At 53.8% G+C, this 13004-nt stretch carries 12 protein-coding genes and 1 tRNA gene; 7 read left to right on the top strand and 6 right to left on the bottom strand.

All coding sequences use genetic code 11. The features are described from left to right. Nucleotides 1-5 precede the first annotated feature (5 nt). Nucleotides 6-2018, bottom strand: a complete 2013-nt coding sequence (locus LJ739_RS15545) for a methyl-accepting chemotaxis protein (RefSeq protein ID WP_229162004.1) — start codon at nt 2016-2018, stop codon at nt 6-8. Between the two features lie 189 nt (nt 2019-2207). On the opposite strand from LJ739_RS15545, the gene LJ739_RS15540 reads away from it, so the two are divergent. Then, nucleotides 2208-3071, top strand: coding sequence for a type 2 periplasmic-binding domain-containing protein (locus LJ739_RS15540; RefSeq protein ID WP_229162003.1), 864 nt, complete (start codon nt 2208-2210; stop codon nt 3069-3071). Here the strand turns inward: LJ739_RS15540 and LJ739_RS15535 are convergent. Continuing rightward, nucleotides 3016-3975 carry a carbohydrate kinase family protein gene (locus tag LJ739_RS15535; RefSeq protein ID WP_229162001.1) on the bottom strand — a complete coding sequence of 320 codons (960 nt, stop codon included), beginning with the start codon at nt 3973-3975 and terminating at the stop codon, nt 3016-3018. The two genes, LJ739_RS15540 and LJ739_RS15535, sit on opposite strands and share 56 nt — an antisense overlap. Nucleotides 3976-4507: 532 nt before the next feature. Here LJ739_RS15535 and LJ739_RS15525 point away from each other — a divergent pair. Then, nucleotides 4508-6055, top strand: coding sequence for a methyl-accepting chemotaxis protein (locus tag LJ739_RS15525; RefSeq protein WP_229161999.1), 1548 nt, complete (start codon nt 4508-4510; stop codon nt 6053-6055). Between the two features lie 388 nt (nt 6056-6443). Here LJ739_RS15525 and LJ739_RS15520 read toward each other — a convergent pair. The 3 genes from LJ739_RS15520 to mutY all read right to left on the bottom strand — a co-directional run bounded on the left by LJ739_RS15520 (nt 6444) and on the right by mutY (nt 8055). Continuing rightward, nucleotides 6444-6519, bottom strand: a tRNA-Phe gene (locus LJ739_RS15520). Between the two features lie 156 nt (nt 6520-6675). Beyond that, entirely contained in the window at nt 6676-6948 is a 273-nt protein-coding gene (locus tag LJ739_RS15515) for an oxidative damage protection protein (RefSeq protein ID WP_229161997.1), read from the bottom strand. Between the two features lie 24 nt (nt 6949-6972). After that, complete coding sequence (mutY, locus tag LJ739_RS15510; protein ID WP_229161995.1) at nt 6973-8055, bottom strand: A/G-specific adenine glycosylase; 1083 nt, start codon at nt 8053-8055, stop codon at nt 6973-6975. Nucleotides 8056-8098: 43 nt separating this feature from the next. Between mutY and LJ739_RS15505 the strand changes: the two genes are divergently transcribed. The 5 genes from LJ739_RS15505 (at nt 8099) to LJ739_RS15485 (ending at nt 12575) form a co-directional block, all read left to right on the top strand. Further along, on the top strand, nt 8099-8791 hold the full coding sequence (locus tag LJ739_RS15505; RefSeq protein WP_229161994.1) for an alpha/beta fold hydrolase: 693 nt from the start codon (nt 8099-8101) through the stop codon (nt 8789-8791). Between the two features lie 103 nt (nt 8792-8894). Continuing rightward, entirely contained in the window at nt 8895-9614 is a 720-nt protein-coding gene (gene trmB, locus LJ739_RS15500) for a tRNA (guanosine(46)-N7)-methyltransferase TrmB (protein ID WP_229161993.1), read from the top strand. Beyond that, a complete protein-coding gene (gene rsmC, locus LJ739_RS15495; RefSeq protein ID WP_229161992.1) occupies nt 9614-10633 on the top strand; it encodes a 16S rRNA (guanine(1207)-N(2))-methyltransferase RsmC in 1020 nt (339 codons plus the stop codon). The genes trmB and rsmC overlap by 1 nt, the downstream gene beginning before the upstream one ends. 182 nt (nt 10634-10815) lie before the next feature. Further along, nucleotides 10816-12249 (top strand): glycogen synthase GlgA, encoded by a 1434-nt coding sequence (gene glgA, locus LJ739_RS15490; protein WP_229161991.1) that lies wholly within the window; start codon nt 10816-10818, stop codon nt 12247-12249. Then, nucleotides 12246-12575, top strand: coding sequence for a hypothetical protein (locus tag LJ739_RS15485; RefSeq protein WP_229161990.1), 330 nt, complete (start codon nt 12246-12248; stop codon nt 12573-12575). Before glgA ends, LJ739_RS15485 begins: the two co-directional genes overlap by 4 nt. Here LJ739_RS15485 and LJ739_RS15480 read toward each other — a convergent pair. Next, nucleotides 12562-12999, bottom strand: a complete 438-nt coding sequence (locus LJ739_RS15480) for a DUF3293 domain-containing protein (RefSeq protein WP_229161989.1) — start codon at nt 12997-12999, stop codon at nt 12562-12564. The two genes, LJ739_RS15485 and LJ739_RS15480, sit on opposite strands and share 14 nt — an antisense overlap. Nucleotides 13000-13004: the final 5 nt, after the last annotated feature.

The raw sequence follows: 13004 nt of genomic DNA, 5'->3' as shown, positions 1-13004 counted from the left end.
TCGGATCACACTTTAAATTGCCCGACAACCGCCTGCAGATCATTGGCCACCGCACTGAGTCGGTCGGCTTCACGGGCCAATTCTTCGGCATGGGTTGCGGTCACATCACTCAAATCCGTGATTGCTACCAACGATTGATTGATGCTCTCAGCCACCACGGTTTGCTGTTCCGTTGCTACCGCAATACTGCGATTCTGCTCCTGTACCGTTCCGATTGATGCATTGATCCGTTCAATCGAGGCCACTACCCGCTGCGCGTTCTCAACCCCTTTTTCGGTCTGAGCATTGCCCGCTTGCATCACCGTGTCGGTGCGCTGCGCCATGTCCTGCAGACGTTCTACCATCTTGCGGATATCATCGGTCGACTCTTGGGTGCGACTGGCCAGCGAACGAACCTCGTCGGCAACCACGGCAAATCCACGGCCTTGTTCACCGGCCCGGGCAGCCTCAATGGCTGCATTCAACGCCAGCAGATTGGTCTGTTCGGCGATGCTGTTGATCACATCGACCACTGCACCAATGTTGTCAGACTCTTTACCCAGGCCGCTGACCACCTTGACCGCTTCCTGAATCGACGCAGCCAGGCCACCAATCTCATCCATGGCTTGTTGTGCCAACGCGGTTCCGGTACCGGTTTCCTGCTCAGCTTCATCCGCGGCCCGACTGGCCGTCGCCGCATTTTGTGATACTTCCATGACCGTCGTGGCCATTTCTGTTACCGCCGCGGTCACGGTTTCGACCTGGGTCTTCTCCTGCTGAATTTCCTTGTTAGTGCTGTAAGACACTTCCCGTAACTGACGGGCCGCATCTGCCACCGCTTTGGTATTGCTGGCCGTCTCCTGCAACAGGACCCGCAACTTGTCAGTAAAGCGATTAAACTGGGTCGCCAGCCGACCGACTTCATCGTTGGTATCAATATCAATGCGACGGGTCAGATCGCCATCACCGCTGGCGATGTCGGTCAGTGCATCCTGCAGGCGCTTCAACGGACGGGTGATTTTACTCGCCGCTACGTAGGTGACCCAGGTGATGATGCCGATAAACAGCAGTGACCCCAACATGGTGGTTGCCATCGCGGTATTAATGGGTTCCGCCACCAGCGATGCCGGGATCAGAATACCCAATGACCAGTCCATGCGCGGGTCGTCCAGCTTGGCATGCTGCCAAACCGCATAATACGCTTCTCCGCGCCATTGAACTTCCAACATGCCGCCTTGCTGCGTTCTGATCGCGCTGGCCAGAGCGGAAAATCCTTCGGTATCGTCAAACACCTTGTCAAAGGTGCTGATGGCCTGGCTTAGCTCGAGGGACTTTTCCTGCTTAGGGAAGTATACGATGTTCTGCGCCTCATCGAGCAGAAACGCGGTACCCTGTTGACGATAACGGATGTCCTGCAACACCTCACCGATCGTGCTGATCAGAATATCGACACCGCCAACGCCGATCAGTCGACCATTGACCTTGATTGGCGACTGCACCACCGCAGACACCGTGCCGTCCTGTGAATCCACTGCCGGCGGGCTGACATAAAATCCGGGCTGCTCAATGGCAGTCTGAAACCATGGACGTTTATCGGCAAAATACCCATGGGCCGGGTCTCCGGCATGTTCACCGTCACTGTCGACGCCGACATTACCGGCTTCGTAAAAATATTCACCGGTTCGAGCTGATGCGAAGAAGGCCGATTTTATGTTTGGATCAGCACCACTGATACGCTCAAACGTTTCGGTGATTTGATCCATACCGGCACTGCGTTGCCCACGCTGATCGTGGCGCATAAAAAAGTCCTGGAAATGGGGTGCCTCAAGAAACGTGCGGGCCATACCGCCGTAGCGGTAGAAAAACTGTTCAACTTTGATAGCCTCTCGCTGCACCAGGCTACTCACTTCGTCGCTGACCGCATCTTCGGTTATGCTGGCGGTATGACTGACCACCATTGCGGCGGCAATGAACAGGAGGATCGCGATGGTTCCACCCACCACAAAAATAAACTTCCGTCGTATCGACTGCTGTTGCATAGTTGTTGGTTCCAAGGAGTCTGTTAAGCTGTTGGTACATGACCAACGCGTTTATGATTATTTTTGCGTCCTGGGGCCGATATCGGCCGATAAGGGTCTAGACTATAGGTTTTAACCAGTGCTGTTAAGGGTAAATCCGAATTGGAACAGCGGAAATAACCCACGGCGTCACGGTAAGGGGATATCAGCTTGTTCAGGTGCAAGATAGCCTGTGCGCTAACGGTGTTGGCTGGCCTCGTCGTCACACCCTTTTGTAGTGCAGTAACAACGTTTAACGGTGACATTGTACTGCCGCGCTCAAGCAACCCGTACACGCAGGAAAACCGCTACCTGCAAACATTGCTGCAACGGGCATTGGCAGCCTCTGGCAATGACACCATCAAGGTGCGTTATTCTGAAGAAACCATGAATGCCGCCAGAGCCAATTATTTTTTGCAGCACAACCAGGTCATCAACCTCAACTGGCTGTCCGCCAGCAAAGGCACCGAGCTCGGATTAAACGCCATTCCCATCCCTTTATATAAAGGCCTGCACGGTAAACGGGTGTTTATCATCCGTAGTGACCGACAGGCAGATTTTGCGCGGGTCAAAAATCTCCAGGCATTGGCACAAAAGCTGTGTGTTCAAAGTGAAGGTTGGTCCGATTTTGAAGTCCTGAAGCGCAATGGACTGAGCATCGACGGCCAACTGGATTACCCTGGTATGATCAAAGCGTTGCGGGATGGTCTGGCCGATTACTTTCCCCGCTCTGCGTTGGCAGTGAAGCAAGAGATGCAGCAATTACAAGGAACATCACTGGTGATTGAATCATCACTGTTGCTGTCGTATCCCAACAACTATTACTTTTTCACCCATCCTACCCAAAAAGAACTGGCCGAAAGCCTGTTACAGGGCTTGCAACAGCTGGTCACTAGTGGCGAATTTGATGCCTTGTTTAACCAATACCACGGCGATCAGCTCGAAGGCCTGAACCTTGAACAACGCACCCTTCTAGAACTCAATCACACACATCAGCAGCCACAGGCAAGGCCGGAAATGCGCCGGGGCGTGTGACCGTATGGGCGCCACAACGGGCAGCGAACGCAATGATTTTTTCAACCTGTTGCGGATCAGCCAATACCGCTATCGGATCGTCCAACCGGCTCAGTTGCCATAACAGTCCTCCTGAGAACGCGTCTCCGCCACAGGTAGTATCAACCACATCAACCTTCGGTGCCTCAATCGTTCCTTGCCCGTTGCGGGTATAAAAAGTGATCGGTCGACCATCGTCCGTGATCACAATCAATCGCGCCTGCTCAGCCAATAACTGTGCAATGTACTGCTCGTCGCCATGGTATAAATAGTCGTACTCTTCACGGGAAAATTTCAGCACCTGGGCCTGCGCAACCACGGCATTGACCACAGCAATTTCCGCCTGCCCGGCGGGCCATAAATTGTGGCGTAGATTGACGTCCATGCTGACCAACAAACCAGCCTCAGCCGCCCTTTGCAGCAATCCCTCAGTGGTGACGCAAATTTGTGGGGTAGTCAGTGTGTTGCTGCACAAATGAAAAATCCGCCCATCACGGAGTAAGTGATCGTCAATTTGCTCGCTGGTCAGCAACACATCTGCGCTGCGATCGCGGTAGAACGAGAAGCTGCGTTCCCCGTGCTCATCCAGGGCCACAAATGCCAACGCGGTAGGTGCCGTGGGATGTTGCAAACTGCCGGATGTATCGACACCGTATTGACGCAAACAATCGAGCAGAAAATCACCAAACATGTCGCTGCCAACCTGACCGATAAAACGGGCATTCCCTCCCAGTTTGGCGATGGCTACCGCAACATTGGCTGGCGCGCCGCCGGGGAACTGCTGAAAATGCTGGATCATCAATCCGTCGGATTGGTGATGGCCACTGTTTAGGAAATCGATCAGTGCTTCACCAAAGCAAATAACCGGATGTAAGGGATTACTCATGGGTCGTTTCTCCATCTTCATTGAACGAAACTTAATCGTTTAAGATAAAAAGATCAAGCATCGCTGGTCGGGGCCGGTTTACATCCCTTCAAGGCATACCAGGCGATATACAGGTAACAACACGCTGGCACAATAAAACTCCATTGCACACCGACGCCGTCAGCTAACCAGCCTTGTAACAGGGGCACATTTGGTGCCGCCTACCAAGCCTGAAGCAGGTACTTTCACAAAAACCCCACCTCTCCGGACGTTTTTTGGCGGATGTGAAGGCAGCTTTAGCATCGGCCAATGTTTGCCCATTTATTTTACCCAACACGATTTCAGGTTAATTTTTAGCCTAAAGTATAACCCGCCAACGTTGCCTGCTTCGATCCCGCTGCAAGTCTTTTCACACGTGACCTAACGCCTTTAAACTGAGGAAAAATAATTAGTGAGTGCCAACTTACTTAACTTGCAATCATTTGCAAAGGTGTAAATTTCATGTAAACAATAGTCTGTTAATAACCATAATTAGAATAAGGTTAAACGCACCATGAGTACCGGAAACGAAGTCACTTATTCCGAACACGACATACTGTTGTCCACCACCGATCTGAAAAGCCACATTACCTACTCCAACGATAAGTTCTGTGAGATTGCCGGTTTTACCCTGGATGAGATGCGTGGCAAACCGCACAATCTGGTCAGGCATAAAGACATGCCAAAAGCCGCCTTTGAAAACATGTGGCGCACGCTGAAATCCGGTGAATCATGGATGGGGCCGGTAAAAAACCGCTGTAAAAACGGCGACTATTATTGGGTCAATGCGTTTGTTACCCCGATCAGAAACAACAAAGGCGAAATCTACGAATACCAATCGGTCAGAACCAAACCTCGCCCTGACGTGGTTGAACGGGCGACCACCGAATACCGCAAGCTGAACAACGGCGAAAAAAGCCATTGCAGCCGTTCGACATTCAATGTCACCTCTTTTGTGATGGCGGGGCTGGTGGTGCTGGCAGGCGTCGAGCTGCTGGATGCGTTGTTTCATGGCATCAATTGGGCCAATGCCTTTTCTTTTGTTGCCACCAGTATTCTGGCCGGTGCGTTTTTCCAATGGCGCAACCGTTATCTGAAGGTGGTGGAAAAAGCCAAAAAGATCTATGGCAACCCACTGATGACCTATCTGTATTCCGGTCACTGCGATGCGCTGGGCTACATCGATTTGGCCATCGACATGCAGCAGGCCAAACTCAAGGCCGTGGTGGGACGGGTCAATGATGCCACCAAGCACGTCAATGCCAATGCCCAGGCAACCTCGGACAGCGGCCAGACAGTAGCATCGCTGCTGGAGCAACAATCCGGAGAAGTCAGCCAAATCGCCACAGCCATGGATCAGTTCTCTTCCACCATTCAGGAGTTGGCCGACACCGTCAACCAGGCGGCCGAAGCATCAGACAAACTCGAACAACACACCGTGTCAGGCAAACAGTCGGTGGACTCAGCACTGAGGGACATCAATCATCTGGATGGTCAATTGCAAAGTGCCGCCAAAGAACTCGCCACATTGGTGGAGGGCAATGCCCTGATCCAAAACATTCTCGATGAAATCAACGCCATTGCCGAACAGACCAACTTGCTGGCGCTAAACGCCGCCATTGAAGCGGCCCGCGCCGGCGAACAGGGGCGTGGCTTTGCGGTGGTCGCCGACGAGGTGCGTTCTTTGGCAGCCCGCACCCAACAATCTACCGAGGAAATCACCAAACGTATCGATACCCTCAAACAAGCCTCCGAGCGTGCACAGACAGCGATGGAACAAGGGGTAGAGTTGTCCAAGAAAAGTGTTTCCAGTGCCACCGACAGTGGTGAGAGTTTGAGCGTCATTCAGGAGCAGGTCACCGTAATGGCCGATCTGAACCGTACCATCGCCGCATCGATCGAAGAGCAATCGGTGGTTGCCGAACAGGTGGCGAAAAACGTTAACTTGGTCAAAGAGTTGTCCGACACCAGCGGGGAACACGGCAAAACGTCGCAAACCCTCAATCAAAGCCTGCGCGAACAGGTCGATCAGCAATCATCCCTGGTGGCACAGTTCTCTTAACCACCAAACAGTCCATTAGAATACGCGCCACAGGGATGTGGCGAGCCATCGAACTGGGCGAAGCCCGTGAAAGAGCCGAACGGATACCCCATCCCTGGTAACGCTCCCAGCCCGGCCGTCCTCTGGCCGGGCGTGCGAGACTGAAATGACTGCGTGCCCTCGCCATTTCCGGGCGTCTCTTACCCCTGATGAAAGGCCCCCAGCTCGGCGGTGCCCAGAGGCGGACAAAAATGTCTGGAACATTTTTGGACATGCGAAGCATGGTCACGAAGTGACGAGCCACAGGGATGTGGCGAGCAATCGAACTGGGCGAAGCCCGTAAGATGCCCTTGGCATCTTACAAACGAAAAAGCCCCAGCATTTCTGCTGGGGCTTTCTCGTTTAATAATGGTGCCCAGAGGCGGAATCGAACCACCGACACGCGGATTTTCAATCCGCTGCTCTACCGACTGAGCTATCTGGGCAATCTCGGTATGGCGACCGTGTATCTCTTGGCCGCGCCGTGGGTGCGTATTAAACGGATTTCGCATGCCCAAGTCAACCGATTTTTTAGGAATTTTCGCCCTTGGCCGCACGTTTGCGCAAAAAGCCATCGATTGTGGACAATTTAACGCCCACGACTACTGACTTGGGGGTACGTAACCTTCAATATCCGGTTCTTTACCTTCGAACAGGTAGCCCACCATTTGCTGTTCCAAAAACGTTCTGGCCGTGGGTTCCATCATGTTGAGTTTGTGCTCATTGATCAGCATGGTCTGCTTTTTCTGCCACTCGGCCCAGGCTTCTTTGCTGATATTGTCGAAGATCCGTTTACCCAGTTCGCCGGGATACAATTGGAAATCCAATCCATCGGCGTCTTTTTGTAAACGTTGGCAAAATACGGTTCTGCTCATCCTGATTCCTGCTCTATTCGGTGGTTAAAACAGCCCCTTGAGACTGTCGATCAGTTTTTTCGTCGGTGCTGCAAGCCCCACTTTGGGCGGTTGTGCAATGTCGTACCACAGGTGACGGGGCTCCTGCACACTATGTTGAGGCACATCCGCCAAATGCAAGCACAGCGGCTGGATATCCAGGTGAAAGTGACTGAATGTATGCCGGAATGAGGGCAGCGCCTTCACATCATACCGTTTTATGCCCCAGGGGGACATGGCTGCCCGAATCGCGTTTTCATCCTCGACTTCCAGCAAGGACCACAATCCGCCCCACAGCCCTTGTGGCGGTCGTTGGTACATCAGCACCTGCTGTTGCCACAGTGGCAGTAACATCGTAGTGCGTTTTACCGGTAACGTCTTCTTGGGCTTTTTGCCGGGAAAATCCACCTGACGTCCCTGGGCATAGGCCAGACAGTCGGATTGCAACGGGCAGGCATCACAACGGGGTTTACTGCGGGTACACACTGTGGCGCCGAGATCCATCATCGCCTGGGTATAATCCCCGGTGCGCTGAGTCGGTGTCAGCTCATCGGCCAGTGACCACAACGCCTGGCTGACGTCGGTTTTGCCCGGCCAGCCCTCGATGGCCCGATAGCGACTCAATACACGCTTAACATTGCCGTCCAGAATACTGTGGGATTGTCCGCATGCAATGGACAATATCGCCCCTGCCGTGGAGCGACCAATGCCCGGCAACGCCATGACATCGTCCAATGACTGGGGAAACTGACCGTCGTGCTGATCGCGTATCTGTTGCGCGGCTTTGTGCAGATTTCGCGCCCGGGCGTAATAGCCCAGTCCGGTCCACAAGTGTAATACTTCATCTTGCGGTGCATCAGCCAATGTGATGACATCCGGGAAACGGTGCATAAAACGCTCAAAATAGCCAATCACCGTGGCAACCTGCGTCTGCTGCAGCATGATCTCCGATACCCACACCCGGTAGGGTGACTTCTGTTGTTGCCACGGCAACGTGGTACGGCCATGTTGATCAAACCAGGCTAATACAGTGGTGGCGAAGGAGAACGGTTGGGCTGCTGACACGGAACATTGGAGTTTTAACGACATTGATGGGATCATACCGTAAAGCTCAGCAAAATGATCACTTTTGATGCCTGAAAACCCCCTCCTGATATTCCTGCCCGGAACCCTGTGCGACGAGCGTGTCTGGCTGCCGTTGTGGCGACAACTACAAACCCCCTACAGCTATGTCCCGTTGCAATGGGCGGACAGTCTCGAACACATGCTCATGCTCACCGATGACAGGGTGCAAAGTGCGCCAGGCCCTGTGCACCTGGTCGGTTTTTCGATGGGTGGCTATGTGGCTGCACAATACGCCAGTCAACATCCTGTCGATATCGCCGGCCTTACCTTATTGGGTTACAGCCCGAAAGGACTGGATGACAGCGAATTGCAGCAGCGCCGACAAATCCTCGATGCCATCGCCCACAAGCGCTACCAGGGCATGACCTTGAAACGTGCCCGACAGTTTGTTGCGCCAGCCAACCAGCAAACCTGGTGTGACTACGTGCAAACCATGAGCAATGACCTGGGCCCCCAAGTGCTCAAAGGGCATATTCAGGCCACAACGCCCAGAGAGGATATGACCCTCCCGTTGCGAGGACTGGACTGCCCGGCACAGGCGATCGTTGGCGAGCAGGATACCCTTGTACCCGCCGACACTGTGCAACAGGCCTTCGATGGTCAATGCAACTGGCAGGTCCATCGTCTGGTCAATAGCGGACACATGCTACCGCTGGAACAACCTGAAGCGGTTGCACAGCTGTTGGACAGCCTATGCTGAAGGCATTGCTTTGATCTATGCTTAGTCGTGTTTTTGCTTGCAATCACCACGTCTGCTTGCATAATGCGCAGCGTTTTATCAACCCGAGTGACAGGAACCTCCCATGAGCCAGTTCAAAACGCCTGAAGAAGCCGCCGAAGCGGGTGTTTATGTGCGCAAAATCCAGAGTTTTGTGAAACGTGAAGGCCGGTTAACCAAAGCGCAGGCACGTGCTATCGAAGAAGGCTGGGCAAGCATGGGGCTGAACCCCCAAGACGGGTTACTGGATCAGCAACAGGTTTTCGGTCGACAGGCACCACTGGTGCTCGAAATCGGTTTTGGTATGGGCAAATCCCTGGTGGAAATGGCCAGCAACGAACCCGATAAAGACTTTGTTGGCATCGAGGTGCATCGGCCCGGTGTCGGCACCTGTATCAATGACGCGCTGGAGGCGGGTCTGACCAACCTCAAGGTCTACTGTCACGACGGCGTGGAAATTCTGCGTGATTGCATCGGTGATGCCAGCCTGAGCCGTGTACAGCTGTTTTTTCCCGACCCCTGGCACAAGAAACGCCATCACAAACGTCGCATCGTCCAACCCGACTTTGTTGAAAGCTTGCGTCACAAACTTGCCATTGGTGGTGTCTTTCACATGGCCACCGATTGGGAGAATTACGCACAGCACATGCTTGAAGTGATGCAGCAGGCGCCCGGTTATACCAACCTGTCGGCCACCAATGACTACGTGCCACGCCCGGAACGTCGACCATTGACCAAATTCGAGCAGCGGGGGCATCGCCTGGGTCACGGGGTATGGGATTTAATGTTCGAGCGTAGCCACTGATGAGTGCACCACAAACCCAGGTTCTACTGCGCAATGATGATGCGTTCGCCAAGGGTCGTTGGCTGATTGCCAATCCGGTGGATGGGGATCTGTTCAGCATTTTGCCCAATGACGATTTGTGGGGTTTTCATCAATACTACGATGAATACCAACGCTGTATCGCCACACACCCTGCCGAGCGGCATACCTTTACCGCAGCTTACACCACTGACACCCCATTTGACGGCGCAGTGATGTACCTGCCAAAAGCCAAAGCCCATGCGCGTATGTTGCTGGCCAATCTGGCATCGGTGGTAAAGCCAGGGGGACAACTGTGGATCGTGGGTGAAAACAAAGGCGGTATCAAATCGGCCGCCAAGTTGCTCGACGACCACTGCGATGTGGTCAACAAGGTTGACTCCGCCCGACACTGTTCGCTGTTTATCGGCGTGCGCAACGACGGGCAATCCCCCTTTGAGCTAGATGAACATCTGCAACGAACCACGCATATCATTAATGACATCCCTGTTACCGTGTGCTCTTTGCCCGGCGTGTTCAGTCACGGCGAACTGGATCCGGCCACTGCACTGCTGTTGACTGAAACCCGTCAGGTCCCCAAAGGCACGCTGCTTGATTTTGCCTGCGGCAACGGTGTGATCGCCTGCTATCTGGGTCTGCGTCAGCCCCAGGCAACGCTCATGCTGTGTGATGTCAGTGCGCTGGCACTGTATTGTGCCAAGCAAAGCCTCGCCGCCAATGATCTTGAAGCGACGGTCATTGCCTCCAACGGCCTGGCCCAGGTGAGCGGCAAATTTAACGGCATTTTCACCAACCCGCCGTTTCATACCGGGATCAAAACCGATTATGGCATCACCCATGCCCTGATCCGTGATGTGCGACAACACCTGCAGCCCAAGGGTAGCCTGGTAATGGTTGCCAACCGTTTTCTGCCCTACCCGGATGCGCTGGACAAAACATTCGGTCAGCATCAGGTGCTGGCCAAGACCAACAAATTTACCGTGTACCGAACACAGGCCTGATCAGCGCCACATCGCAGGAAATTCCGGTTGCACTGCACGATAACTTGAGTAACCTGTTGAGTCTGGCACCGGGCCGGTATTTGCGAATACAGCCGGGTGCACACAGTAACGTCAGCAGTACCTGTTCCCACTGCCGAAAACCACCCGTTCGTGGTGCCCGGCTGCACAACGGAAAGTAACCAGTGAAGATCCTGTTTGTTGTTTCAGAAGTTGAAGATCTTGCCAAGACCGGCGGTCTGGCTGATGTCGCCAAGTCATTGCCCATCTCGCTGATTGCCATGGGTCACGATGTGCGTATCGTCAAGCCTTACTACAAATCCCTGGCCGACAAGTACGATCTGGACGATTGCTGCCCACGGCAACAGCTGTATGCCCACAAGCGGCGCTATGAGTTCGGCGTCAAGGCATTGTCGTTGGAAAAGGTGCCGGTCTACTGTGTGGATTACCCCGAATACTTTAATCGCCAGGGACTGTACTCTGACGGTTATCACGCTTACGGCGACAATGCTGAACGCTTTGCGTTTTTCTCTGCAGCTGCACTGCAAGCCGCCAAAGCACTCGATTTCCATCCTGACATCGTGCATTGCAACGACTGGCACACCGCGATGGTGCCGTTTCTGATGCAAGCCGACAACAGTGGCTACTTTCAGCACACGAAAAGTGTCCTGACCATCCACAATGGTGCGTTTCAGGGCACCCATGAGTTTGCCGACATTCCGTTTCTGCAGCCCTATGAACAACTCCAACAGCAGTTGGACGGCAATGCACTCAATTATCTGCGCATGGGGATCCGCTACGCCACACGGATTAACGCGGTCAGTCCCAACTATGCGCAGGAACTGTTAACCCCGCTCGGCTCCCATAACCTGTACAATGAATTTCAGGCCCGTCGAAGTGCCGTCAGCGGCATTTTGAACGGTTGTGATTACCAACAATGGGATCCGGCCACGGACCCCTACATTCCCGCCAACTACACCTCGGACAATCTTGATGGCAAGGCCCAGTGCAAGCAGGCATTGCAGCAGGAATGCGGGCTACCGGCAAATGACAGCGTACCGGTGATTGGCATGGTATGCCGTCTGACCGAACAAAAGGGGTTTGGCTACATTCTGCCGATCATGGCAAATTTGCTGCAACACAATGTGCAATTGGTGATTGTGGGTACCGGCGACCCATCGATTGCCGACGCCCTGAAAACACACCGTGATCAGCACCCTGACAAATTCCGTTTCATTGAAGATTTCAGCGTCAAACTGGCCCACCTGGTTGAAGCAGGCAGCGACTTTTTCCTGATGCCGTCCTTGTTTGAACCCTGTGGTCTCAACCAGATGTACAGTCTCGCCTATGGCACCCTGCCGGTGGTTCGGGCTGTCGGGGGTCTCAAAGACACCGTGCTGGATTTGCACAGTGCGCCTGAATATGCCACCGGTTTTATGTTTGAACATCCTGACAGCACGGCGTTGCTAAACTGCCTGCGGCGGGCTTTGCTGTTCTATCATGAATACCCAGACTTGTTCGCCGCGATGCGGATACGGGCCATGAACACCCGATTCACCTGGCAAGACGCGGCAGTGGACTATGAACGACTCTACACGGAGGCGCAGGCAAACGGATGACGCGCTTGATCTCACGGATGCTGATGGGGCAAATAATCGCCATCAGTACTGTCGCAACGGCCCAGCAACTGCCCACGGTTTGCGTAGAACTCCCAACCCGAACCGAAGTTTGCGATAACTTACTTTACAAACGTTCGCCGGTGGATGTCCCCCTGACCAGTACCCAAAAGGGCGAGATTGTGTGCATTTGTATGACTGATTTCAGCGATTTGCGTCTGCCCGCCAAGGGGGAGCTGGATATCATCGATCAACAGGTCAGCCTTGATCGTGCAGCCCGGGCACTGGAAATGGATCAACAGACCCTGCTCGAGCTTATTCGTCGCTGAGGAATTCCGATAGCAGCGCCCAACGTCCGACCCATTGCGGCTGGAATCCGGCCATTGGGGCAAGGGGGACCAGTTCTATGTTGCCGCTTTGCACCCAATAAAATGCATTTTGCTGCCACGTCGTTGCCAACGCAGCAGCCTCCGCTCTTGGTGCAACTACCATCAAACTGTCTTCCCAGTAGGTCAGGGATTTATTCGCTACCCGTACAGGCCACCACCGGTACCCTTGTTGTTCGACCTGCTGAATTAAGTGCCGCTGGCGCGAATCGTTTTGCCCTGCGTCCAGCGCCTGGGAGTAGGGATTCCAGGCCGTGATCACGGCAAAACGCTGACCCGATTCCGGCATGTCGGCATGGATAAACCGCACCTGCTGATAGGCGTTCCACAAGGCATTGAGATCGGTAGGGTTTGAATTTTGTGACATTTACG

Source organism: Fluctibacter halophilus, from assembly GCF_020687825.1.
Classification (GTDB): Bacteria; Pseudomonadota; Gammaproteobacteria; order Enterobacterales; family Alteromonadaceae; genus Fluctibacter; species Fluctibacter halophilus.
This window is presented reverse-complemented; position numbering and strand designations above follow the sequence as displayed.

Coding starts and splice junctions, on each gene's coding strand:
- LJ739_RS15545 (WP_229162004.1), bottom strand. CDS start 2,018: ATGCAACAGCAGTCGATACGACGGAAGTTTATTTTTGTGGTGGGTGGA.
- LJ739_RS15535 (WP_229162001.1), bottom strand. CDS start 3,975: ATGAGTAATCCCTTACATCCGGTTATTTGCTTTGGTGAAGCACTGATC.
- LJ739_RS15525 (WP_229161999.1), top strand. CDS start 4,508: ATGAGTACCGGAAACGAAGTCACTTATTCCGAACACGACATACTGTTG.
- LJ739_RS15515 (WP_229161997.1), bottom strand. CDS start 6,948: ATGAGCAGAACCGTATTTTGCCAACGTTTACAAAAAGACGCCGATGGA.
- mutY (WP_229161995.1), bottom strand. CDS start 8,055: ATGTCGTTAAAACTCCAATGTTCCGTGTCAGCAGCCCAACCGTTCTCC.
- LJ739_RS15505 (WP_229161994.1), top strand. CDS start 8,099: ATGCCTGAAAACCCCCTCCTGATATTCCTGCCCGGAACCCTGTGCGAC.
- trmB (WP_229161993.1), top strand. CDS start 8,895: ATGAGCCAGTTCAAAACGCCTGAAGAAGCCGCCGAAGCGGGTGTTTAT.
- rsmC (WP_229161992.1), top strand. CDS start 9,614: ATGAGTGCACCACAAACCCAGGTTCTACTGCGCAATGATGATGCGTTC.
- LJ739_RS15485 (WP_229161990.1), top strand. CDS start 12,246: ATGACGCGCTTGATCTCACGGATGCTGATGGGGCAAATAATCGCCATC.
- LJ739_RS15480 (WP_229161989.1), bottom strand. CDS start 12,999: ATGTCACAAAATTCAAACCCTACCGATCTCAATGCCTTGTGGAACGCC.